The organism is Lentzea sp. (genome assembly GCF_036380075.1).
In the GTDB taxonomy this organism is placed as follows: domain Bacteria; phylum Actinomycetota; class Actinomycetes; order Mycobacteriales; family Pseudonocardiaceae; genus Lentzea.
On record NZ_DASVFL010000249.1, the window covers coordinates 1 to 21,313 of the forward strand.

Annotated in this window: 21 protein-coding genes; 9 read left to right on the forward strand and 12 right to left on the reverse strand. The window is 72.7% G+C overall.

Annotated elements, in window-relative coordinates:
- From VF330_RS27240 to VF330_RS27250, 3 genes are all read right to left on the reverse strand, one after another.
- Positions 1 to 881 (reverse strand): alpha-amylase family glycosyl hydrolase (locus VF330_RS27240; RefSeq protein WP_330854530.1); only part of this gene is annotated, 881 nt, incomplete at its 3' end.
- Between the two features lie 69 nt (positions 882 to 950).
- Positions 951 to 1,184 carry a hypothetical protein gene (locus tag VF330_RS27245; protein ID WP_330854531.1) on the reverse strand — a complete coding sequence of 78 codons (234 nt, stop codon included), beginning with the start codon at positions 1,182 to 1,184 and terminating at the stop codon, positions 951 to 953.
- Positions 1,185 to 1,282: 98 nt separating this feature from the next.
- Entirely contained in the window at positions 1,283 to 1,837 is a 555-nt protein-coding gene (locus tag VF330_RS27250; RefSeq protein ID WP_330854532.1) for a CGNR zinc finger domain-containing protein, read from the reverse strand.
- An 89-nt stretch (positions 1,838 to 1,926) separates the two neighbouring features.
- On the opposite strand from VF330_RS27250, the gene VF330_RS27255 reads away from it, so the two are divergent.
- On the forward strand, positions 1,927 to 2,865 hold the full coding sequence (locus VF330_RS27255; protein WP_330854533.1) for an EamA family transporter: 939 nt from the start codon (positions 1,927 to 1,929) through the stop codon (positions 2,863 to 2,865).
- Here VF330_RS27255 and VF330_RS27260 read toward each other — a convergent pair.
- Positions 2,862 to 3,875: an aldo/keto reductase gene (locus tag VF330_RS27260; RefSeq protein WP_330854534.1), complete on the reverse strand. Its 1,014-nt coding sequence runs from the start codon at positions 3,873 to 3,875 to the stop codon at positions 2,862 to 2,864. The genes VF330_RS27255 and VF330_RS27260 overlap by 4 nt on opposite strands.
- A gap of 52 nt (positions 3,876 to 3,927) precedes the next feature.
- On the reverse strand, positions 3,928 to 4,389 hold the full coding sequence (locus tag VF330_RS27265) for a VOC family protein (RefSeq protein WP_330854535.1): 462 nt from the start codon (positions 4,387 to 4,389) through the stop codon (positions 3,928 to 3,930).
- Between the two features lie 106 nt (positions 4,390 to 4,495).
- Between VF330_RS27265 and VF330_RS27270 the strand changes: the two genes are divergently transcribed.
- Positions 4,496 to 5,467, forward strand: coding sequence for a helix-turn-helix transcriptional regulator (locus VF330_RS27270; protein ID WP_330854536.1), 972 nt, complete (start codon positions 4,496 to 4,498; stop codon positions 5,465 to 5,467).
- Positions 5,468 to 5,512: 45 nt separating this feature from the next.
- Here VF330_RS27270 and VF330_RS27275 read toward each other — a convergent pair whose 3' ends face one another.
- Both VF330_RS27275 and VF330_RS27280 read right to left on the reverse strand, forming a co-directional pair.
- Positions 5,513 to 7,036, reverse strand: a complete 1,524-nt coding sequence (locus VF330_RS27275) for a GH25 family lysozyme (RefSeq protein WP_330854537.1) — start codon at positions 7,034 to 7,036, stop codon at positions 5,513 to 5,515.
- Between the two features lie 33 nt (positions 7,037 to 7,069).
- Complete coding sequence (locus tag VF330_RS27280; RefSeq protein WP_330854538.1) at positions 7,070 to 8,479, reverse strand: FG-GAP-like repeat-containing protein; 1,410 nt, start codon at positions 8,477 to 8,479, stop codon at positions 7,070 to 7,072.
- 178 nt (positions 8,480 to 8,657) lie between these two features.
- On the opposite strand from VF330_RS27280, the gene VF330_RS27285 reads away from it, so the two are divergent.
- Positions 8,658 to 11,945 (forward strand): AfsR/SARP family transcriptional regulator, encoded by a 3,288-nt coding sequence (locus VF330_RS27285; RefSeq protein ID WP_330854539.1) that lies wholly within the window; start codon positions 8,658 to 8,660, stop codon positions 11,943 to 11,945.
- A 79-nt stretch (positions 11,946 to 12,024) separates the two neighbouring features.
- Complete coding sequence (locus VF330_RS27290; RefSeq protein WP_330854540.1) at positions 12,025 to 12,531, forward strand: hypothetical protein; 507 nt, start codon at positions 12,025 to 12,027, stop codon at positions 12,529 to 12,531.
- Here the strand turns inward: VF330_RS27290 and VF330_RS27295 are convergent.
- Positions 12,528 to 13,484 carry a DMT family transporter gene (locus tag VF330_RS27295; protein WP_330854541.1) on the reverse strand — a complete coding sequence of 319 codons (957 nt, stop codon included), beginning with the start codon at positions 13,482 to 13,484 and terminating at the stop codon, positions 12,528 to 12,530. The genes VF330_RS27290 and VF330_RS27295 overlap by 4 nt on opposite strands.
- Positions 13,485 to 13,543: 59 nt before the next feature.
- On the opposite strand from VF330_RS27295, the gene VF330_RS27300 reads away from it, so the two are divergent.
- The gene (locus tag VF330_RS27300; RefSeq protein WP_330854542.1) at positions 13,544 to 14,164 is read left to right on the forward strand and encodes a helix-turn-helix domain-containing protein; all 621 of its coding nucleotides are present in this window, start codon (positions 13,544 to 13,546) and stop codon (positions 14,162 to 14,164) included.
- On the opposite strand, the gene VF330_RS27305 is transcribed toward VF330_RS27300, so the two are convergent.
- The gene (locus tag VF330_RS27305) at positions 14,161 to 14,523 is read right to left on the reverse strand and encodes a hypothetical protein (RefSeq protein ID WP_330854543.1); all 363 of its coding nucleotides are present in this window, start codon (positions 14,521 to 14,523) and stop codon (positions 14,161 to 14,163) included. The genes VF330_RS27300 and VF330_RS27305 overlap by 4 nt on opposite strands.
- Before the next feature lie 347 nt (positions 14,524 to 14,870).
- Between VF330_RS27305 and VF330_RS27310 the strand changes: the two genes are divergently transcribed.
- A complete protein-coding gene (locus tag VF330_RS27310) occupies positions 14,871 to 16,907 on the forward strand; it encodes a catalase (protein ID WP_414675462.1) in 2,037 nt (678 codons plus the stop codon).
- 11 nt (positions 16,908 to 16,918) lie between these two features.
- Entirely contained in the window at positions 16,919 to 17,332 is a 414-nt protein-coding gene (locus tag VF330_RS27315; protein ID WP_330854545.1) for an ankyrin repeat domain-containing protein, read from the forward strand.
- Positions 17,333 to 17,338: 6 nt separating this feature from the next.
- Here the strand turns inward: VF330_RS27315 and VF330_RS27320 are convergent, their stop codons facing one another.
- The 3 genes from VF330_RS27320 to VF330_RS27330 all read right to left on the reverse strand — a co-directional run bounded on the left by VF330_RS27320 (position 17,339) and on the right by VF330_RS27330 (position 19,968).
- Positions 17,339 to 17,731, reverse strand: coding sequence for a hypothetical protein (locus tag VF330_RS27320; RefSeq protein ID WP_330854546.1), 393 nt, complete (start codon positions 17,729 to 17,731; stop codon positions 17,339 to 17,341).
- A gap of 111 nt (positions 17,732 to 17,842) precedes the next feature.
- Positions 17,843 to 19,051 (reverse strand): GAF domain-containing SpoIIE family protein phosphatase, encoded by a 1,209-nt coding sequence (locus tag VF330_RS27325; protein WP_330854547.1) that lies wholly within the window; start codon positions 19,049 to 19,051, stop codon positions 17,843 to 17,845.
- A 101-nt stretch (positions 19,052 to 19,152) separates the two neighbouring features.
- Complete coding sequence (locus VF330_RS27330) at positions 19,153 to 19,968, reverse strand: endonuclease/exonuclease/phosphatase family protein (RefSeq protein ID WP_330854548.1); 816 nt, start codon at positions 19,966 to 19,968, stop codon at positions 19,153 to 19,155.
- Positions 19,969 to 20,095: 127 nt separating this feature from the next.
- Between VF330_RS27330 and VF330_RS27335 the strand changes: the two genes are divergently transcribed.
- Both VF330_RS27335 and VF330_RS27340 read left to right on the forward strand, forming a co-directional pair.
- The gene (locus VF330_RS27335) at positions 20,096 to 20,794 is read left to right on the forward strand and encodes a GAF and ANTAR domain-containing protein (protein WP_330854549.1); all 699 of its coding nucleotides are present in this window, start codon (positions 20,096 to 20,098) and stop codon (positions 20,792 to 20,794) included.
- Between the two features lie 118 nt (positions 20,795 to 20,912).
- Positions 20,913 to 21,296 carry an STAS domain-containing protein gene (locus VF330_RS27340; RefSeq protein ID WP_330854550.1) on the forward strand — a complete coding sequence of 128 codons (384 nt, stop codon included), beginning with the start codon at positions 20,913 to 20,915 and terminating at the stop codon, positions 21,294 to 21,296.
- Positions 21,297 to 21,313: the final 17 nt, after the last annotated feature.

Below are 21,313 nucleotides of genomic sequence, written 5' to 3' on the forward strand. Positions count from 1 at the left end.
GGCGTCTGGGCCAGGATCTCCGAGATCGGGAACCGCGACTCGCGCCGCACCGCCATGAAGATGCGCGGCATCAGCGGGAAGTGGAACGCCATGTGGCACTCGTCGCCGTCGCCGAAGTACTCCACGACGTCGGACGGCCACTGGTTCGCCTCGGCGAGCAGCACCCGGCCGGGGTACTCGTCGTCGACGACCTTGCGGCACTTGCGCAGGAAGTCGTGCGTCTCCGGCAGGTTCTCGCAGTTGGTGCCCTCGCGCTCGAACAGGTACGGCACGGCGTCGAGGCGGAACCCGTCGATGCCGATGTCGAGCCAGAACCGCAGGATGTCGAGCATCGCGTCCTGGACGGCGGGGTTGTCGTAGTTCAGGTCCGGCTGGTGGCTGAAGAAGCGGTGCCAGAAGAACTGGCCGCGCACCGGGTCGTAGGTCCAGTTCGACGTCTCGGTGTCGACGAAGATGATGCGGGCGTCGCTGTAGGCGGAGTCGTCGTCGCTCCACACGTAGAAGTCGCCGAACGGACCGTCGGGGTTCTCCCGAGACTGCTGGAACCACGGGTGCGCGTCGGAGGTGTGGTTGAGCACCAGGTCGGTGATCACCCTGATCCCGCGCCGGTGGGCCTCGTCCAGCAGGTGCTGGAAGTCCTCGACGGTGCCGAACTCCGGCAGCACCGCCCGGAAGTCGCTGATGTCGTACCCGCCGTCGCGCAGCGGCGACGCGTAGAACGGCGGCAGCCACAGGCAGTCGACGCCCAGCCACTGCAGGTAGTCCAGCTTGGACGCGAGCCCTCGGAGATCTCCGGTGCCGTCACCGTTCGAGTCGCTGAACGCCCGGACGAGCACCTCGTAGAAGACAGCGCCCTTGAACCAGTTCTCCTCGTGCTCCATGGCACCTCTCGCTCGCACGTCGTGGAATTGCGGCAGCGTGCGGCACGGGTGGCGCGAAGATCAAATCGTTCACCTGGTCGTGTGAACACCCTCGGGAGGCTCGCGCCGTTCGAGCACCGAGGCGATGCGTTGCACGGGGATCTCGTGCCGGTCGCGGGTGAGTTCGTCCTGCACGACGTAGTGGAGCTTCTCCCCCACGCTGCGCAGCATCACCACGACCCCCCTGCGCCCGCGCAGGTCGTCGACGCTGAACTCGACGAAGTCCCCTTGCCGTGCATCGGAACCGTAGTCGCGCAGGATCACCGAGACACCTCCACCTGGTTGTGGCTGCGACCAGCACTTCCCACCGGAGGTACCACCCCGGGACGTCCACAATCGACATTCACCGGACCAGGTGAAGATCAGCCGCCCTCCGCGCGGCGCTCGCGGAAGGCGATCATGTTCATCCGGTTGCCGCACCGCACGCCGCAGAACCGCTTGAGGCCGTTGCGGGACAGGTCGAGCAGCAGCCCGGCGCAGTCGTCGGCGGCGCAGACCCGCAGCCGGCCCATCTCGTCCGTCCTGATCACGTCGATGAGGGCGAGCGCGGCCTCGACGCGGATCCGTTCGGCGAGCGGCGCGTCCGGCTCGGTGGCGTGGATGTGCCAGTCCTGCTTGTCGTGCCGCACGAGGTACGGCAGGGCCTTGGCGTCGCGGAGCATCTTGTTCACGGCGTCGACGGCCTCCTCGCGGCCGAGGGTCCACACCTGGCGCAGCAGCGTGCGGGCTTGCTTGACGTCGCGCAGCTCCGCCTCGTCGTGGTCGACGCGGCCCGTGTAGCCGTAGCGGTCCAGCAGGGCCCGGAGCTGCTCCACCTCGGCCAGCTCGTCGGCACCGCTGCGGGACGCCGACGCGTCGGTGTTGCACAGGGCGACCACGAAGCCGAGGGCCTCCTCCGTGTCAGGGGCAAAACGCAAATTGACTCCTTACCGAGACCGGCCTAGCGTCAGGGGTGAAGGTCAGGTTAGGCCATGACATGAGCATCGGCACCGGGAGGCGCGCACGCATGGGGACCCCGTCGAAGACCACCGGCCTGATCGCGGCAGCGGTCTCGTTCATCTCGTTCGGCACCTCCGGTGCGTTCGTCAAGCCGCTGCTGGAGGCGGGCTGGTCGCCGACGGCCGCCGTCACGGCCCGCGCGCTCACCGCCGGGCTGGTGCTGCTCCCGTTCGTGCTGTGGTCGTTGCGCGGCCGGTGGCACCTGCTCTGGCACGCCCGGTGGGCCGTGCTGGGCATGGGCCTGGTCGGCGTGGCGGTGACCCAGGTGCTGTACTTCGCCGCCATCCAGCGCATCCCGGTGGCGACGGCGCTGCTCATCGAGTTCCTCGCGCCCCTGCTGCTGGTCGGCTTCACGTGGGCGGTCAGCAGGAAGACCCCGGCGCCGGTCGTCCTGGTCGGGTCGGTGCTCGCGGTCGGCGGCCTGGTGCTGGTGATCGGGCCGGGCGCGATCCAGGCCGTGGACCCGATCGGCTTGGCCGCCGCGTTCGGCGCCGCCATCGGGTGCGCCGTCTACTTCGTGATCGCCGCGCGCCCCAACAACGGCCTGCCGCCCGTCGCCCTCGCCGGAGCCGGGCTGCTGCTGGCCGCGCCCGTCCTGGCCCTCGTCGGGGCGCTCGGCCTGCTGCCGTTCACGGCGGCGTTCGACGACCTGGTCCTGTTCGACACGCGCACGGCCTGGTGGGTGCCGCTGCTCGTGGTCGCGGTCGTCGGCACCGCGCTGGCCTACGCGTCCGGCATCACCGCCTCCGGGATCCTCGGGTCGCGGCTGGCGTCGTTCATCGGCCTGCTGGAGGTCGTGTCCGCGTCGCTCTTCGCGTGGCTGCTGCTCGGCGAGGAGCTCAGCCCGCTGCAGCTCTTCGGCGGCGTGCTGATCCTCGCCGGCATCGCGTCGGTGCGGGCGGAACGGGAGAAGGTCGAGCCGGTGGTCCCCGCAGCCGTGGGCTAACGGCGCCGGAGGGCCGGTAGCGCCAACGCCGGTGGCACGTACTCCACGTCCACCGGCCCCAGGTCCACCCCCGGCGGCACGATCTCGTCGATCCGGTCCAGCACGTCACCGCTCAGCGTGATGTCCGCCCCGGCGAGCAGGTCGTCGAGCTGCCGCGGCGTGCGCGGGCCGATGACCGCCGCGGAGACGGCCGGGTGCGCCGTCACGAACCCCAGCGCGAGGTGCGGCAACGACAGCCCCGCCTCCCCGGCCAGTGCGGCGAGGGCCTCGACGGCGTCGAGCTTGCGCTCGTCGGTGAGGTGCCGCGGCGCCCAGTGCAGACGGCCCGCCGACGGCCTCTCGGCGCTGCCGCGGCGCAGGCGGCCGGACAGCAGGCCCATCGACAGCGGGCTCCACACCAGGACACCGAGCCCGAAGCGTGCGCAGACGGGCAGGATCTCGCGTTCCACTCCCCTGTTCAGGATCGAGTAGTGCGGCTGCTCGCTGCGGAACCGCGCGAGACCGCGGCGTTCGGCGACCCACTGCGCCTCGACGATGTCCGACGGCGGCAGGTTCGAGTGGCCGATCGCCCGCACCTTGCCCGCGCGCAGCAGGTCGGTGAGCGCGCTCAGCGTCTCCTCGACGTCCGTGCCGGGGTCGGGGTGGTGGACCTGGTAGAGGTCGACGTGGTCGACGCCGAGGCGGCGCAGCGAACCCTCGACGGCCTCGACCACCCAGCGGCGGGAGCTGCCGCGCCGGTTCGGGCCGGTGCCCATCGGGCCGTTGAACTTGGTGGCGAGCACGACGTCGTCGCGGCGGCCGCGCAGGGCCTCGCCGACGATCCGTTCGGACTCGCCGTCACCGCCGTAGACGTCGGCGGTGTCGATCGTGGTGATCCCCTGGTCGAGTGCGCGGTGCACCATGCGCACGCACTCGTCGCGGTCGGGGTTGCCGTACGGGCCGAACATCATCGTGCCCAGCGTGAAGGCGCTGACCTGGATGCCGGTGCGGCCGAGGGGACGGGTGTGCATCAGGGGGTTCCTCCAGGGGGCGGGGTGCGCGCGCACCCCGCCTCGCTCGGGCTCAGGAGTGGGCGGCCGCGACCTGGACGACCCAGGTGACGCCGAAGCGGTCGGCGAGCATGCCGAAACCGGGCGAGAACTGCGACGGGCCGAACTCCTCGACCACCGAGCCGCCGTCGGCGAGGCCCTTCCAGATCGGGCCGACCTCGTCGGTGCTCTCGCCGGTCACGGACAGGAAGAACCGCTCCTCGGTGATCGTGGTGCCGTTCTCGCGGCGGGTGGTGGGCTCGCCGGCCGGCAGGGGCCGGTCCGCTCCCGGCACGTCGTAGGCCATGACGCGGAAGCCGTTCTCGGCGACGACCTCGCCGAACACGACGTTCTTCGCGCCCGGCACCTCGGCGGGCACGCCGAAGTCGCCGTAGGTGACGACGTTCAGCTGACCGCCGAAGACCGACCGGTAGAACTCGAGGGCGTCGCGGGCCTGGCCGTGGAAGTTCAGGTGGGCGACGGCGTTGAGCGGCATGGTGTCTGGTTCCTTCGTTCTCGGTGCCGGGCGTTTCCGGCGATGAGAGGGACTTTGTCACCAGTACCGGACAGGGAACGTCCGCTTCTCGTGCCATCCTGAGACCATGCCGATCTCCTCGTCGACGACCACCTCGAGCCGCCTGTTGTCGCTGCTGTCGCTGCTCCAGGTCCGCCGCGACTGGCCGGGCCTGGCGCTGGCCGAACGCCTCGGTGTCAGCGAGCGCACGGTCCGCCGCGACGTCGACCGCCTGCGCGAGCTCGGCTACCTCGTGCAGGCGGTGAAGGGCCCCGACGGCGGCTACCGGCTCGACGCGGGCAGCCAGGTGCCGCCGCTGCTGTTCGACGAGGAGCAGGCCGTCGCGCTCGCCGTGGCCCTGCGGATCGCCGTCGGCACGGGCGCGGGCATCGAGGAGGCCGCGGCACGGGCGCTGGCCACCGTCCGGCAGGTGCTGCCGGCGCGGCTGCGGCAGCGCATCGACGCACTGGAGGTCGAACCGGCCGGCCGCGGCACCCAGGTCGACACCGAGCTGCTGCTGGCGTTGAGCGCCGCCGTCCGCGCGTGCGAGGAGCTCCGGTTCGACTACCGCTCACCGGGCAAGCCGGACTCCGGCGGGCCGCCGCGCCGCGTGCAGCCGCACCACCTCGTCGTCCGGGCGGGCCGCTGGTACCTGGTGGGGTGGAGCCCGGAACGCGCGGACTGGCGGACCTACCGCGCCGACCGGATGACCCTGCGCGTGCCGAACGGCCCGCGCTTCACGCCCCGCGAGGTGCCCGGCGGCGACGTGTCGGCGTTCCTGGCCGCCCGGTTCAAGGGCTCGGACACCGGCGGGTGGCCGTGCCGGGGCGAGGTGGTCCTCGGCCTGCCGCTGGAGGAGGTGGCCCCGTTCACCGGCGGTGACACCGCGGAGGCGGCGGGCCCCGGCCGCACCCGGCTGCTGACCGGGTCGTGGTCGTGGGCGGCGCTCGCCGCGAACCTGGCGCGCTTCGACGCCGACGTCGAGGTCGTCTCGCCGCCGGAGCTGAAGGACGCGTTCGCCGCGCTGTCGGCACGAGCCGCGCGGGCCGCACGACGATGAGGCCGCGGGACGGGTGCGTCCCACGGCCTCGGGATCGTCGGCGGGTCAGGCGAACTGCTGCCAGCCGTCGCCGATCAGCGCACCGGCGCTGTAGGGCGCCGAGGCGTTGCCGGTGTTGACGTAGAGCCACAGCGAGCCGTCCGCCTTGGTGGCGACGACGTCGGCGCGGTTGTCGCCGTTGGTGTCGCCGAGCAGCACGCGGTCGAACGGCTGCCAGCCCGTGCCGATCCGCCCGCCCGCGCTGTACGGCGCGGAGTCGCTGCCACCGTTGGCGTACAACGACATCGTGCCGTCCGGCTGGACGCCCACCAGGTCCGCCCGGCCGTCACCGGTCACGTCCCCGGCCGCGATCCTCGTGAACACGCCCCAGCCCGTGCCGATCTGGCCGCCCGCGCTGTAGGGCGCGGAGTCGTTGCCGCCGTTGGCGTACAGCCACAGCGTGCCGTCCTGGCGGGCCGCGACGAGGTCGGCGCGCGAGTCGCCGGTCACGTCCGCGAGCAGGACGTGGCGGAACTGCTGCCAGCCGGTGCCGATCTGCGTACCGGTCCCGTACGGCGAGGTGTCGTTGCCGCCGTTGAGGTACAGCCACAGCGTGCCGTCCGCGCGCACCGCCACGAGGTCCGCCCGGTGGTCGCCGTTCACGTCCCCGGACAGGACCCGGAGGAACTGCTGCCAGCTCACGCCGACCTGCGCACCGCTTCCGTACGGAGTGGTGCTGCCGCTGTTGCGGTACAGCCACAACGTGCCGTCCGTCCGCCGCGCCACCAGGTCGGCCTTCCCGTCACCCGTGACGTCCCCGGCCGTCACGCCCCCGCCGGATCCTCCCGCCAGTGCCGCGAGCTGCGCCACGGATCCGTTGAACACCATGGAGTCGTGCGCCGCGCCGCGCTTGCAGGCGTCGATGTCGTACTGCCAGAACGTCCAGTTGCTCCCCCAGCCCGGCACCGACGGCGGCGTCGAGCCGCAGCTGGAGATGTCGAGCGGGTACCCGGAGAACGCGCCGCTGCTGCCGGTGCACGGGTTCCACCAGTTGACGTTGGTGTAGATCATCGGCGTGCGGCCGATGCGCGCCTGGACCGTCGTCAGGAAGGTGCTGATCCACGAGCGCATCTCGCTCTGGGACAGGCCGTAGCAGTCGGGCGTGCCCGAGAGGTAGGGCCATTCCAGGTCGAGGAACGGCGGGAGGGTCCTGCCGTCGGTGCTCCACTGGAGGTTGTCGGCGAAGTGGTTCGCCTGGCCCGCGGGGTTGCCGAGGTCGGGCCGGCCGAACGCGTAGGCGCCGACGTAGAGCCCGGCGGCCTTGGCGCCCTGGTTGTCCTGGCCGAAGTACGGGTTGACGTAGCTCGTGCCCTCGGTGGCCTTGACGAACGCGAACTCCTCGCCCGCCGCCCGTCTGTCGGCCCAGTTGAGCGTCTTGCCGTCGTGGTCGTGGCTGGAGACGTCGATGCCGTTGACGGTGTACCCCGGCGGCAGGGCGGTGGTGCCGGCCGTGCCGGCGTCCGCCCGCGTGCCGGCGAACAGCTGGGCCGCCAGGGCGAGCGCGAGGGCGATGATCGGTGTGGTGCGCATGGTGGGCTCCCGGAGATCGCGTGGTCGTGGGGATCAGGCGAACTGCTGCCAGCCGTCGCCGATCAGCAGGCCGGTCCCGTACGGGGAGGAGTCGGTGCCGCTGTTGAGGTACAGCCGCAGCGAGCCGTCCGGCTGGGTGGCGATGATCTCGGCGCGGGCGTCGCCGTTCGTGTCGCCGAGCAGGACGCGGTCGAACGGCTTCCAGCCGTCGCCGATGACGGTGACGGGCCCGTAGGGCGCGGAAGCGTTGCCGGTGTTGACGTACAGCAGCAGCGCGCCGTCGGAGTTGACGCCCACGAGGTCGGCGCGGCCGTCCCCGGTCACGTCGCCGGCCGCGATCTTCATGAACGCGCCCCAGCCCGTGCCGATCTGCCCGCCCGCGCTGTACGGCGCTGAGTCGCTGCCGGTGTTGGCGTAGAGCCGCAGGACGCCGTCCGCCGAGACGGCGACCAGGTCCGCGCGGCCGTCCCCGGTGACGTCGGCCAGGTTCACCGAGGTGAAGCCCTGCCAGCCCGAGCCGATCACGCTGCCGGTCCCGTAGGGCGCGGTGGCGTTGCCGGTGTTGAGGTACTGCCTGAGGGTGCCGTCGCTCTGCGCGGCGACGACGTCCGCGCGGTGGTCGCCGTTGACGTCCCCGGCCAGGAACCAGAGGAACCCCTGCCAGCCGCTGCCGACCGCGGTGCCGGTGCCGTACGGGGAGGAGTCGGTGCCCCCGTTGGCGTACAGCAACAGCGAGCCGTCCGTGCGGCGGGCGAGCAGGTCGGCCTTGCCGTCCCCGGTGACGTCTCCCGCAGCGACGCCGCCGGTGGAGCCGTCGACGATGCGGTCGTAGCGGACCGGCCGGTAGTTGCTCGCGTTGCTCTGGGTCCAGGCCCGCCTGACCGTGTCGGCGGAGCCGGTCTGCTCGATCACGACCGGCCTCGTGTGCGCCGCGTCGTCCCACCCGACGAACAACGCGACGTGGTCGACCTTCGCGTTGTTCTCGTGGCGCAGCAACGCGTCGCCGGGTTGCAGCGACGCCCGCGGGATCTCCGTGGAGACGTCGCCGAGGTTGCCCGTGTAGTAGTAGCTGCCGGACTTGCCGAGCCCCCAGGCCATCGACACGAACCCGGAGCAGTCGGTCCGGTAGTCGCCGTAGGAGTTCCGGTAGCACCGGGACTGGCTGTACTGCACGCCGACGCTCAGCCAGCTCTGCGCACGGGCCAGCACCTGGGCGCGGGTGAGGCTCTTGTGGCCGCCGTTGTCGTTGCACGGCACCGCTGTGGTGGAGACGTCGGCCGCCGCCAGCCGGCCCTCGTCCACGAGTCCGGGGTAGCTGGGCAGCGGCGGGTTGCCGGCGGAGGAGCCGGGAGCGGCGCTGACGGGGCCGACGGCGGCGACCGCGGCGAGCGCGAGGGCGACCAGGCTGGTTCCGGCGGCGCGGCGGAGGAGGTTCGCGTTCATGGGTTGCTGTCCCCTTGAGGTCCTGTGGAGGAGCTTCGACGGGAACGAGCGTCTGCCGCCGTCCTGCACCTTCTCTGCACTGGCGGCGCAACGCCTTTACAGCGGTTCTGCGGCACCCCGCGACGGCGGTACCCTGCCCGGGCGGCGGGGAGGCCGAGGCTCGCGAACGGGGGTCCGCATGGAGTTCCACCTGCTCGGACCGGTGGAGGTGACGCGCGACGGCGGCGCGGTGCCGTTGCGGGGCACGAAGATCCGGACCCTGCTGGCCGCGCTGCTGCTCGCCCCCGGCCGGGTGCTGGCCACCGACCGGCTGGTCGACATCATCTGGGACGACGACCCGCCGCCGACCGCCAGGGCGTTGATCCAGACCTACATCTCCACGCTGCGCCGCACGATCGGCGACACCGGCGCTCGGGTCATCCGCACCGCGGCCCCCGGCTACCTGATCCGCGTCGAGGACGGCTGCCTGGACAGGACGAGGTTCGACGAGCTGGTGGCCGCGGGACGCGCCGCCGCGGCCGCCGGACGCCACCGCGAGGCCGCCAACGCCTTCCGAACCGCCGACGCCCTGTGGCGCGGTCCCGCGCTGGGCGGCGTGCAGAGCCGCGTCCTCGCGATCGAGGCCACCCGCCTGGACGAGCAGCGGATCGCCGTCGCCGAGGCGCGGGTGGCCGCCGACCTGGCGCTGGGCCTCGCCGAGGAGCTGATCGGCGAGCTGACCTTCCTGGTGGGTCAGCATCCGACCCGGCCCGCCCTGCGCGGCCACCTCATGCTCGCCCTGCACCGGGCGGGCCGCACGGCCGACGCGCTGGCGGTGTTCCGGCAGGGCAGGGACGCGCTGGTGGACGAGCTGGGCATCGAGCCGGGGGCGGAGCTGACCCGGCTGCACGAGGGCATCCTGCGCGCCGACCCGGCGCTGCTGGGCCCGCGCGCCGGCCAGGCGACCGGGCACGGGGCGTCCGGCGGCACCGCCCCGGACGTCCACGCGCGAGACGACCGGCAGCACACCGAGCACGCGCAGGGCGGCCACCGGCCCGCCTCGGCCACCCGCCGGATCACCGGGTACTCGCCCGCCGGCGAGCCCACCGCCGCGGCGCCCACCGCCCACCAGCCCGGTGACCACTCCCAGCCCACCGCCGCACCCGTCCACCCGCCGGCCGCCCGGACACCCGCCGCCCCGTCCACCACCCCGAACTCAGGCCTGCGCGTCCCGCGCCAGCTCCCGCCCGACGCCGCCGACTTCACCGGCCGCGACGACCTCGTGCGCGACCTCACCGGCCTGCTCACCGCCCCCTGCACCGGCCCGGTCGTCGCGGCGCTGATCGGCCCCGGCGGGGTGGGCAAGTCGGCACTGGCCGTCCACGTGGCCCACCAGGTGTCGCGGGCCTACCCGGACGGGCAGCTGCACGTCGACCTGCGCGGCACCAGCGGCGCGCCGGCCTCCCCCGCCGAGGTGCTCGGGCGGCTGCTGCGGGCGTTGCAGCACGACGCCATCCCCGACGAGGCCGACGAGCGGATGGACGCCTACCGCACGGTGCTGTTCGACCGGCGGGTGCTGATCGTGCTCGACGACGCCGCCACCGAGCAGCAGGTGCGTCCGCTGCTGCCCGGCACCGACTCGTGCGCCGTCCTGCTGACCTCGCGCAACCGGCTGGCCGGGCTCGCGGGCGCGCGGCACGCCGAGGTCGACATGCTCTCGCCCGCCGAGGCGACCGCCCTGCTCGCCAAGGTCGCCGGCGCCGACCGGATCGGCGATGCGCCGGACGCGACCAGGGACATCCTGGCGTCGTGCGGGAACCTGCCGCTGGCGGTGCGCATCGCCGGGGCCCGGCTCGCCACCCGGCGGCACTGGACGCCGCGGCTGCTCGCCACCCGGCTGACCGACGAACGCCGCCGGCTCGACGAGCTCTCGGCGGGCGACCAGCAGATCCGGGCGAGCGTCGAGATGGGCGTCCGCAGCCTCGACCCCGCCGCGCGGTCCGCGCTCAGGAGGCTCGGCCACCTGGGGCTGTCGGACTTCCCGGCGTGGGTGGTGGCGTACGCGCTGGACGTCCCGCAGCACGACGCCGAGCAGGTGGTCGACCACCTCGTCGACAACCACCTGGTCGACTACACCTTCGTCGACGACGCGGGCCAGGTGCGGTACCGCGTGCACGACCTCGTCCGCATCTACGCGCGCGAGGAGGCCGAACGGAGCGAGAGCAGGGCGGACCTCGCCGCCGCGACGGCACGGGTGGTGGGCGGCTGGGCGGCGGTGCTCGAACTGCTGCGCGAGCACGTCGTGGACAGCGTGACGTCCGGTGCGATCCACCCGCACGCGCCGGTGCCGGCCGGGGTCACCGCGGCCGATCCCGAGGTGGTCGGCACCGCGCTCGCCGACCCGCGGCGGTGGCTCGACGTCGAACAGGCGTCGCTCGTGCTCGCCGTGGAGCGCAGCGCCGAGATGGGCCTGCACGAGCTGGCGGTGGCCGTGGCGTCGGTGCTGTGCGCGTCGAGCTACGCCCTGAACCGGGTCGAGGACCTGTGGGAACGGGTGCACCGCGCCGCGCTCCGGGCGGCCCGCGAGGCCGGCAACGCGCACGGCGAGGCCGTGCTGCTCGCCCAGCTGGGCCAGCTGCGCTACGAGCAGGACCGGTTCGCCGACGCGCGCCTGCACCTCACCGACGCCGTCGAACGGTTCCGCGACCTGCACGACCCGCGCGGTGAGGTGAGCGCGTTGAGCGCGCTCGGGCTCGCCTGCCGCGAACAGGGCTACCTGCCCGAGGCCGAGCACTTCCTGGCCAAGGCCTCGCAGGCGTGCGGGAGCCTCGGCGACGACAGCGCGACCGGTCACTGCCGGCGGTTGATCGGCTCGGTGCACCTGGAGCGCGGCGACTTCGACGCCGCCGGCGCCGCGCTCGACACGGCGCTCGCGGCCTACCGGCGGTCGGGCAGCCGCCGGGGCGAGGGGCTGACCCTGCGCACGATCGGCCTGACCCACCGCGCCTGCGGGCGGCTGACCGAGGCCGAGGACGCGTTCGCCGCGGCACTGGCCCTGTTCGAGGAGCTGGGCGACGCCAAGCTGGTGCAGTTCTGCCGGCGGGGGCTGGCCAAGACCCACGTCCGGCAGGGCCGGTTCGCCGAGGCGCGCGAACCGCTCGAGACCGCCCTCGTCGCGCACCGGGCCGAACGGGACAGCTGGTCCGAGGCCATGGTGATGCGCACGCTGGGCGAGCTGGAGCTGGCGTGCGGGAACGCCGGCGAGGCCCGCCGGTGGCTCGTCAGCGCGCTGGAGACGTTCCGGGTGATGGAGGCGACGCTGTTCTGCGCCCGCACCCTCCGCGACCTCGCGCAGGCGGAACGGGCCAGGGGCGACCACGCCGCCGCCGACGCCGCCCTGGCCGAGGCGCTGGAGACGTTCCAGGCCCACGGCGCCCGCGAGTACGGCGAGCTGACCGCCGGACGGCAGTCCAGGTCGCCGCTGTAATTCCGTTGCAGCGTTCTTGCAGGGCCGCGGCCGACTGTTGCGGCGGAAGCCCCGCACCGCCTGCGCCGGAGAGCCCGCGATGATCCTCCCGCTGACCGAACCGCGCCTGGCCCTGATCCCGGTCAGGGACAACGGCGAGGTGCTCGTGGACGTGAGCACCGCCGCCCCGCTGCGCACCGCAGGGGCCGCCCGCCTGCGTTCCGGTCTCGTCGACCGGCTCGTGACCGCCCAGACCCTGCTGCCCCGCCACGCCCGGCTGCTGATCGTCGACGGCCACCGGCCCTGCCCGCACCCGGACTGCGCGCCGGACCGGTGCGGCACGGCACCCCATCCGACCGGCGGTGCCGTCGACCTCACGCTCGTGAACCCGAACGGGCCCGCCCACTCCGGTACGCCGCTCCCGGCCTGCTGCACCGGCCCGGTCCCGCCGCCGCACGAGGACACCCGGCGCGTGCTGTCGACGGCACTGGGCGCGGCCGGGCTCGCCAACCACCCCGCGCAGTGGTGGCACTGGTCCTACGGCGACCGGTTCTGGGCGAGCGCGACCAACGCCCCGCACGCCCGTTACGGCTGCTCCGCGCTCTAGAAGAGCTGGACGAGCAGCGACCCCGCGACCAGGAGCGCGAGCCCGGCCGCACGGGCCGGGGTGAACCTCCTGCGCGGCATCCGGAACAGTCCCCCGTGGTCGACCACCGCCGACGCGAGCTGCTGGCCCGTGACGGTGAGCACGACCGTCGTCGCGGCGCCGATCTCGGGCATGAGCATGAACGTCGCGGTCACGTAGACCGCCGCACACACACCGCCCAGCCACCCCCACCACGGCATCCCCCTCAACGGAGCCAGCCGCGGCGCCGGCGTGCGGTCGGACGCGCGCATGAGCAGCAGCACGACCGAGATGGCGAGCGTCGCCACGACGAAGCTGATCAGGGCGACGGTGACCGGCGCGTGCAGGTCGGCGCGCAGCGCGGCGTTGACCGCGCCCTGCACCGGCAGCACCGCGCCCGCGACCACGCCGAGCCCGATCCACCCCACCCGCTTCCCCGGTGCGAGGCCCGCGTCCTGGGCGCGGATGACCACCGTGATGCCCGCCAGCACGGCGAGGACACCGACGACCACGCCCGCGGAGAGCGGGTGCCGCGGGATGCCGAGCAGGCCGAACCCGTCCAGCGCCAGCGACGCGAGCGTCTGCCCGGTGACGAAGAGCCCGGCCGCGGCGAGCGCGCCCAGCCGCGGGAACAGCAGGATGCCGCTGGTGATGTAGAGCGGGCTGGCCAGGCCACCCAGCAGGTGCCACGGCTCCACGGACGGGACCAGCGCCACCGCGCCGATCGCGCCCACCGCCACGGCCAGCACGGCGAGCAGTGCCGTGGCCACGCCCAACTGGAGCGTCGACGCGCCGTACGGCGTGCCCACCGCCTTCGTGAGCTGCAGGTTCACCGACGCCTGCACTGCCAGCAGACACCCGGCGAGCAACGCTGACGCGAGAAGCGCGAAGTGCACGACAGACCCCGTCCCCCAATAAGCGGACACCGTGTCCACAACGGCGAGGGTAAGCGCCAAGCGGACGCGTTGTCCACTTCATCGCGTAGGATCGGGTCGTGGCCGACAACCTGCACGAGGTGACGACGGGACGCCCGCCGGTCAGGGAACGCGCCGACGCCGCGCGCAACCGGGCGCGGGTGCTGGCCGCCGCCGAGGAGCTGTTCGCGACCAAGGACGCCCGCCAGGTCACGATGGACGAGATCGCGCGGGCCGCGGGGGTCGGCAGGGCCACCCTGTACCGCCGCTACCCCGACACGACGTCGGTCGCGGCGGCGTTGCTCGACGAGCACGAACGCCGGTTGCAGCACCGGTTGCTGGAGGGCCCGCCGCCGCTGGGCCCCGGCGCGGCGCCCGCGGACCGGCTCGCCGCCTTCTACGCGGCCATGACGACCCTGCTCGAACGGCACCTGCACCTGGTGCTCGGAGCGGAGACCGGTGACGCCCGGTTCGCCACGGGCGCCTACGGGTTCTGGCGCGTGCACGTGCGCGCGCTGCTGACCGAGGCCGCCGTGCCGGAGCCGGACGGCCTGGTCGAGGTGCTGCTCGCACCGCTCGCTCCCGAGGTGTACCAGGAACAACGGCGGCGCGGCCGGTCGCGGAACCAGATCGCCGAAGCGCTGACCTGGCTCAGCGGCCGCCTTCTGTCCTCACAGGACTCAGCTTCCGGACAGGGCTAGCTCCAGCGCAACGACGCCGCGCACAACCCCGCCCAGAACAACGCGAACGCGACAACCTTCTTGCGCGCCTTGGGGTCGCGCAGGGTCAGCCCAAAGACGAGGGCGTCCGAGGCGTCGGAGAACACGCGCGCGGACACCGCGGTCCGCAGCGCCGGACCGGGCGGGGCCACCATCATCGCCACGCCGATCGCCGCGTCCCGCGCTCCGATCGCGCCGATGAGCGTCCTGACAGGACGCGGAGTCTCACCCGAAGGCGTGGTGAGGCCACAGGGTTTCGCGAGCACCTTCGGGGCGACGACGATCGTGCCGCTGTAGACGGCGGTCGCCGCGCCCAGCAGGCGGGTCAGCGCGAACGGCATGGGGGTCCTCCTCCGCGGGTCGGTCCTCCCGGAGTACCCGCGGGCGAAGTCCCGACACCCGCGCATATCCGAGGAGAACTCGGGTACTGCCTGGCAGACGTTCCCGCTCCGAGGAGGATCCAGTGGCCACCCGCAAGCCAGGCAAGGTCGTGAAAGCAGCGCTCGAGAAAGCGGTGGACAAGGTCACGGAGATGGTCAACCCGCCGGTTCCCGGGGTCCCGAACAGCGAGCCGCCCTCGCTCGAGGAACCGACCGAGCCGCGCGGCCCGCTGCCGCCCAAGGCCGACCAGGACGGGCCCGAGACGGTGTCGCCGACGGGCGCGCCCACCGGTGCCCCGAAGCTCGCGATGGGGCAGCAGGGCGAGTTCCTCACGACCTCCGCCGGCGCACGGCTGCGCGACACCGACCACTCGTTGAAGGCGGGCGAGCGCGGCCCGACGTTGTTGCAGGACCACCACCTGCGCGAGAAGGTCATGCACTTCGACCACGAGCGCATCCCGGAGCGCGTGGTGCACGCACGCGGCTATGGCGCGCACGGCGTGTTCGTCGGCTACGGCACGGCGTCGAACGTCTGCATGGCCGGGTTCCTGGGCGACGGCGTCGAGACGCCCGTGTTCGTGCGGTTCTCGACCGTGCTGGGCTCGCGCGGGTCGGCGGACACCGTGCGCGACACCCGCGGGTTCGCGACGAAGTTCTACACCCAGGAGGGCAACTTCGACCTGGTGGGCAACAACATCCCGGTCTTCTTCATCCAGGACGGCATCAAGTTCCCCGACGTCATCCACGCGGGCAAGCCGCACCCGGACCGGGAGATCCCGCAGGCGCAGAGCGCGCACGACACCTTCTGGGACTTCGTCTCGACGCACACCGAGGCCACCCACCACGTCCTGTGGAACATGTCCGACCGCGGCATCCCCCGCTCCTACCGGACGATGGAGGGCTTCGGCGTCCACACGTTCCGGCTGGTCAACGCCGAAGGCGAGACGGCGCTCGCGAAGTTCCACTGGAAGCCGAAGCTCGGCGTGCACTCCCTGGTGTGGGAGGAGGCGCAGATGATCAACGGCATCGACCCCGACTTCCACCGCCGCGACCTCGCCGACGCCATCGAGTCCGGCGCCTACCCGCAGTGGGAGCTGGGCCTGCAGATCTTCCCGGACACGCCGCGGCAGACGTTCGAGGGCATCGACCTGCTCGACCCGACGAAGATCGTGCCGGAGGAGCTCGCGCCGGTGCAGCCGGTCGGCATGCTCACGCTCAACCGCAACACGATGAACTTCTTCGCGGAGACCGAGCAGGTCGCGTTCCACCTCGGCAACCTGGTGCCGGGCATCGACGTCACCGACGACCCGCTGTTCCAGTCGCGGCTGTTCTCCTACCTCGACACGCAGCTGACGAGGCTCGCCGGGCCGAACTTCAACCAGATCCCGATCAACCGCCCGCACGCGCCGGTCAACGACATGTTCCGCGACGGCTACCACCAGCACGCGGTGCACGCGGGTGTGGCGCCGTACAAGCCGAACACCCTCGACGGCGGCAACCCGTTCGAGGCGAAGACCGCGGCGGACCGGCCGTTCGTCGAGGTGGCGCAGCCGTTGCCGAAGGCGGTGAAGGTCCGCGAGGCACCGGCGTCGTTCGACGACCACTTCACGCAGCCGCGGCTGTTCTGGCTGAGCCTGTCGCCGGTCGAGAAGGAACACGTGGTGCGCGCGTTCACCTTCGAGCTCGGCAAGTGCTACGAGCAGGCGATCAAGGAACGGCAGCTGCGCGTCCTCGCGAACGTCGACCCGGTGCTGTGCGCGGAGGTGGCCGCGGGCCTCGGCCTGCCGGCCCCGGCGGCCACCGTGCGGCCGAAGAAGGTCACGCCGAGCCCGGCGCTCTCGCAGGTCGGGCGGACCTGGCCCACCGACGGCCGCCTGATCGGCATCGTGGTCGACCCCACCGACCTCGACGGCGTCCGCACGGTCCGCGAGACGATCCTGGCGGGCGGCATGGTGCCGTTGCTGATCGCGCCGACCGGCGGTCCGATCGGCGACAGCGGCCTGGTGGCGCAGCGGACGTTCCTCACGGCGCGCTCGGTCGAGTTCGACGCGCTGCTGCTCGCGGGCAGCCCGCCGCCCGGCCCGGACGCCGTCCCGGCGAGGGACGCGAAGGCGGGCGCACCGGGCACGGCCGTCGACCCGCGGGTCGTCCTGATGGTCCAGGAGTGCTTCCGGCACGCGAAGGCCATCGGGGCGTGGGGCGCCGGCCGCACCGCCCTGGAGGCCGCCGGCTGCGCGGGCCCGGGCGTCGTGACCGGCGACGACGCCACGAAGGTGTTCACCGAGCTGATGACGTTGCTGGGCGCCCACCGCGTGTGGGACCGCTTCCCGGCGACCGTCTCCTGAGAGGACCGGTCATGACCGCAGCCCACGGAGGACTCACGGAGGAGGACCTCGCCGTCCTGCGCTCGATGTTCGACCTGGCCCGCACCGGCGACACCGCCGGGCTGGCCGGGGCGGTCGACGCGGGGATCCCGGTGAACCTCACCAACGGCTCCGGCGACACCCTGCTGATCCTCGCCGCCTACCACGTCCACCCGGACACCGTCGCGGCGCTGCTGGAGCGGGGCGCCGACACGGGCAGGGTCAACGACCGGGGCCAGACGGCACTCGGAGCGGCGGTCTTCCGCCGCTCCGAGCGGTGCGTCACCCTGCTGCTGGGCGCGGGCGCCGACCCCGCGCTCGGACCGAGGTCCGCGCTCGACGTCGCCCGGTTCTTCGACCTGCCGGACGTGCTGGCCCTGCTGGAGAGGGCAGCGGCGACCGGCTGAGAAAGCCTAGAAGTGGTCCTTCTCGGTCAGCTCGTGCTCGATGGAGTCGGCGCGGCCGACCAGCAGGGTCAGCGGGCGCTCGAACTCCTCGCGCACGCTCAGGTCCTCCAGCGGCACCACGTGCTTGAGCAGCGCGACCCCGTCCACGATCGCGGCACCGCCCACGTCACCCTCGCCGGTCAGCTCCAGGAAGCGGCGGAGGTCGATGTCGTCGGCGCGCGCCACCGCCGAGGAGATATCGAGCCACTCCGCACCGTCGAGGTCCGGCAGGTGGTGCACCGAGACCTGCTGCGTCCGCTCCCCCGGCGTGTCGAGGCGGAAGCGCAGCCAGCTGTCGGTCTCCTCGAGCACCTCGTACCGGAGCCGGACATAGTTGATCACATCGGTCCACGACGTCACGCCTGGTCCTGCCTCTCACGCCACTCTCGTCCGCCGATCACCACCGTAATGCTGCCACCCCGCCCGCGAGGCGGAATCGGGCACGTGTCCGGTGATCGGCCGCGCGGAACCTCAGCGGCTGCGGCGGATCGCGACCAGTGCGATGTCGTCGGTCGCCTGCCGGTCGCCGACCATCGTCGCCATGATCCGGCCGCAGGCCTCCTCCGGCCCCATCGGGCTGACGGTCCGCCGCAGCAGCTCCAGGCCGACGTCGAGGTCCTGCCCCCGCCGTTCCACCAGGCCGTCGGTGTACAGCGCGACCAGGGTGCCCGGCGGCACGTCGACCCCGGTGCTGCGCCGGCCGGTGGTGCCGAGGTCGAACCCGATGGGCGGCCCGATCGGCACCGGCACGAACGCGGTCTCCGCGCCCGGCACGGCGAAGACCGGCGGCAGGTGCCCCGCCACGGCGAGGGTCATGCGGTGCGTGGCGGTGTCGATGATCGCGTAGGCGACGGTGGCCATGGTGCTGGTCTCGAAGTAGCTGGCCTTGCGGTCGAGCTTGCCCAGCACCTGCGCGGGGTCGAGGTACTCCAGCGCGTAGGCCCGCAGCGCGCTCCGCAGCCGTCCCATGACGACGGCCGCCTTCAGGCCGCTGCCGACGACGTCGCCGATCACCACGCCGATGCGGTCGCCGGGCAGCGCGAACACGTCGTACCAGTCGCCGCCGACGCCGCTCTCCGCGCCGGGCACGTACCGGGCCGCCAGCTCCCAGCCCTCGGTGCTCGGCAGCCGCGACGGCAGCAGGCTCTCCTGGAGCATCGCGGCGGCGGCACGCTCGGACCTCGTCCTGTCCACGTAGACGGCCACGGCCAGCCGGTCGGCGATGAGCTGGAGCGCGTCGACCTCCTCGTCGGTGAACCGGCGCGACGTGGTGCTGCCGACGTGCAGGACCCCGGTCAGCTCGCCCTCGGCGATCATCGGCACGCCGAGCAGCACGCGCAGCCCGTGCTCCCACAGCAGCGGGTTGACCACGGTGGACGGGTCGACCCGCTCGATCTGCACCGGCTCGCGCTGCTGGGCCACCCGGCCGGCGAACCCCTTGCCGACGGGGACCCGGACGCCCTGGAAGACCTCCTCCTCCAGGCCGGACGTGGCGCGCGCCACCAGCTGCGTGCCGCTGCGGTCGACCAGCAGGACGGTGACGGTGTCGACGGCGAGGAGCTCGCGGGAGCTCTCGAGGAGCACTTCCAGGAGCTTGTCCAAGTCGAGCTGCTTGAGCGTCCCGTCCGTGACGGCGTCGAGGACGCGCAGGCGGATCGACGAACCCCTGGCCTCGGCCATCCCACCTCCGCAAGCACCGAGCGTGGTCACGACACTACTTCGCGCGGCCACATCTTTCACTTTCGGACGGGACTACCCCGCTCCCGCGGGCCGAACCCGCGTCACGGCATCGTCAGCCGCACCAGCCATCCGTCGTGGTCGGTGTACCTGAGGCCGTACTTCGCGGTGCTCACGAACGCGAGGTCGTTCGAGAACACGACGTGCTGGACGTCCCCGTCCCCCTTGCGGACGTGGCCGGGCGGGACGCACTTCTGCGCGTTCTCCGGGTCGGACGTGTCGTACTCCAGGTTGAGGTCGCCGCCGACGACGGTCCTGCCGGTGATCCCCTCGGCCGCCCTGATCGACGGCACCACGTCGAACAGCAGGGACTGGCACTGCGCCAGCGCGACCGGTTCACTGCTGGCCGACAGATGGGTCGTGCACACCAGGTGGTCGCCCACGGCGTACGCACAGGCGTAGGTGCGTTGCTCGTTCCCGCTGTCCTGCGCCGTGTACTTGCCACGCCAGGCGCGGACGCCCTGGTAGCTGCCCGCCGCCACCCGTCCGAGCACGGCGTTGCCGTAGTCCTGCCCGTTGGTGCACTTGACCGGCGTGCCCGTGTCCCGCCGCACGGCCGCGGTGAAGACCGAGTACACCTGGTCACCCGGCCACGCCGCCGCGAGCGCGGGTGTCAGCCGGTCAGGCAGGTCGTTCGCACAGATCTCGTTGAGCGTCACCACGTTCGGCCGCACCGACCGGACCAGGTCGGCGGCCTCCGCCACCGACCGCCCCTGCTGGTAGCACCCGGCGATCCCGCTGTTGCACAGGTTGAGCTGGAGCTCCCAGAACCGCGCCCCGGCCGCCGAGGCGGGCGCCGCCAGTCCCAGGGTCAACGCCACCACCGCGACCAGGTGCGAGACCGCTTTCCGTCGAACCATCACCCCTCCGTTCCGCTGATCCGACGTCCAGCAGTACCGCAGGGGAACGGGGCGGCACCCTAGCCCTGCGGCCTGTCCCGCGGCGAGGATCCGGTTGAGCGGCGTCGTCCGCGGGTACCCGTTACGAATGGCCCATGACACGCCGGACCTGGCCGCCCACCTGACCGAGATCGCCCGCCGCCTGCAGCGGCAGCAGGGCGAACAGGAGACGATGGACGCGATCGTCCACTCCGCCGTCGGGTCCATTCCGGGGGCCGAACACGCGGGGATCATGACGATCCTGGGCCGCAAGGAGATCAAGACGGTCGCGACGACCGGTGACCTGCCGTGCCAGGTGGACCAGGCGCAGTACGACTCCGGCGAGGGCCCGTGCCTGACAGCGCTGTACAAGGCGAAGATCGTCCCGGTGCCGGACGTCGTCGCGGACGGGCGCTGGACGGAGTTCTCGCAGAGGGTGGTCGACCTCAAGGTCGGGAGCATGCTGTCGTTCCAGCTCTTCGTGGAGAACGAGGACCTGGGCGCGTTGAACCTCTACTCGGCGCAGACCCACGCGTTCGACGACGAGTCCGAGCACGTCGGCAGCCTGTTCGCCGGGCACGCCGCGATCGCTCTCGCGTCGGCCCAGGAACGCAGGCAGCTCAGTGCCGCCGTGCAGACCCGCGACCTGATCGGCCAGGCCAAGGGCATCCTGATGGAACGCCACCAGATCGACGCCGACCAGGCGTTCGCCGTCCTCGTCCGCACCAGCCAGCACACCAACCTCAAACTGAGGGAGATCGCCGAACACCTGACCACCACCCGGAAACTGCCCGCCCAGGACGGCTGAGCGAGCACCGCGGGTGTGCAAAAGTCATTTGAACGGCTAATGTTCGTGGTGAGCAGTTGAGCCTGCAGCTGCGTCCCTTCTCCCGGCACGAGGCCGCGAGGGACGAGGAGGCACTGCCATGCCGAACGTCTTCCCATTACCGTTGAACGTGCAGCGCGAGGTCTGCGGACTCGCGGTCGTCGTGCGCGCCGCCGGCGAGATGGACCAGCTCACGGTGCCCGCACTGGGCCTGGAGCTGCGGACCGCCATCGCCATGGCGACACCACCGTTCCCCGTGGTGGCCGACCTGAGCGGCGTCACGTTCCTCGGCTCCGCCGGGCTCAACGAGCTGCTGACGCACCAGCACCGGGCCACCGCGACCGGCGTCTCGCTGCGCATCGCGGCGTCCCACCGGGCCGTGCTGCGCACCATCAGGGCGTCCGGGCTGGACGAGGTGTTCGCGCTCTACCCGGACGTGCGGCGGGCGCTGGCCCTCGACCGGCCCGTGCGGACGGCCGGCTGACGGGTCCGGCCCGTGTG

Bases quoted from the DNA above. Each gene is read 5' to 3' on its own strand.
- VF330_RS27255 (WP_330854533.1), top strand. From the start codon at position 1,927: ATGGGGACCCCGTCGAAGACCACCGGCCTGATCGCGGCAGCGGTCTCG.
- VF330_RS27260 (WP_330854534.1), bottom strand. From the start codon at position 3,875: ATGCACACCCGTCCCCTCGGCCGCACCGGCATCCAGGTCAGCGCCTTC.
- VF330_RS27265 (WP_330854535.1), bottom strand. From the start codon at position 4,389: ATGCCGCTCAACGCCGTCGCCCACCTGAACTTCCACGGCCAGGCCCGC.
- VF330_RS27270 (WP_330854536.1), top strand. From the start codon at position 4,496: ATGCCGATCTCCTCGTCGACGACCACCTCGAGCCGCCTGTTGTCGCTG.
- VF330_RS27275 (WP_330854537.1), bottom strand. From the start codon at position 7,036: ATGCGCACCACACCGATCATCGCCCTCGCGCTCGCCCTGGCGGCCCAG.
- VF330_RS27280 (WP_330854538.1), bottom strand. From the start codon at position 8,479: ATGAACGCGAACCTCCTCCGCCGCGCCGCCGGAACCAGCCTGGTCGCC.
- VF330_RS27285 (WP_330854539.1), top strand. From the start codon at position 8,658: ATGGAGTTCCACCTGCTCGGACCGGTGGAGGTGACGCGCGACGGCGGC.
- VF330_RS27290 (WP_330854540.1), top strand. From the start codon at position 12,025: ATGATCCTCCCGCTGACCGAACCGCGCCTGGCCCTGATCCCGGTCAGG.
- VF330_RS27305 (WP_330854543.1), bottom strand. From the start codon at position 14,523: ATGCCGTTCGCGCTGACCCGCCTGCTGGGCGCGGCGACCGCCGTCTAC.
- VF330_RS27310 (WP_414675462.1), top strand. From the start codon at position 14,871: ATGGGGCAGCAGGGCGAGTTCCTCACGACCTCCGCCGGCGCACGGCTG.
- VF330_RS27315 (WP_330854545.1), top strand. From the start codon at position 16,919: ATGACCGCAGCCCACGGAGGACTCACGGAGGAGGACCTCGCCGTCCTG.
- VF330_RS27325 (WP_330854547.1), bottom strand. From the start codon at position 19,051: ATGGCCGAGGCCAGGGGTTCGTCGATCCGCCTGCGCGTCCTCGACGCC.
- VF330_RS27330 (WP_330854548.1), bottom strand. From the start codon at position 19,968: ATGGTTCGACGGAAAGCGGTCTCGCACCTGGTCGCGGTGGTGGCGTTG.
- VF330_RS27335 (WP_330854549.1), top strand. From the start codon at position 20,096: ATGGCCCATGACACGCCGGACCTGGCCGCCCACCTGACCGAGATCGCC.
- VF330_RS27340 (WP_330854550.1), top strand. From the start codon at position 20,913: ATGCCGAACGTCTTCCCATTACCGTTGAACGTGCAGCGCGAGGTCTGC.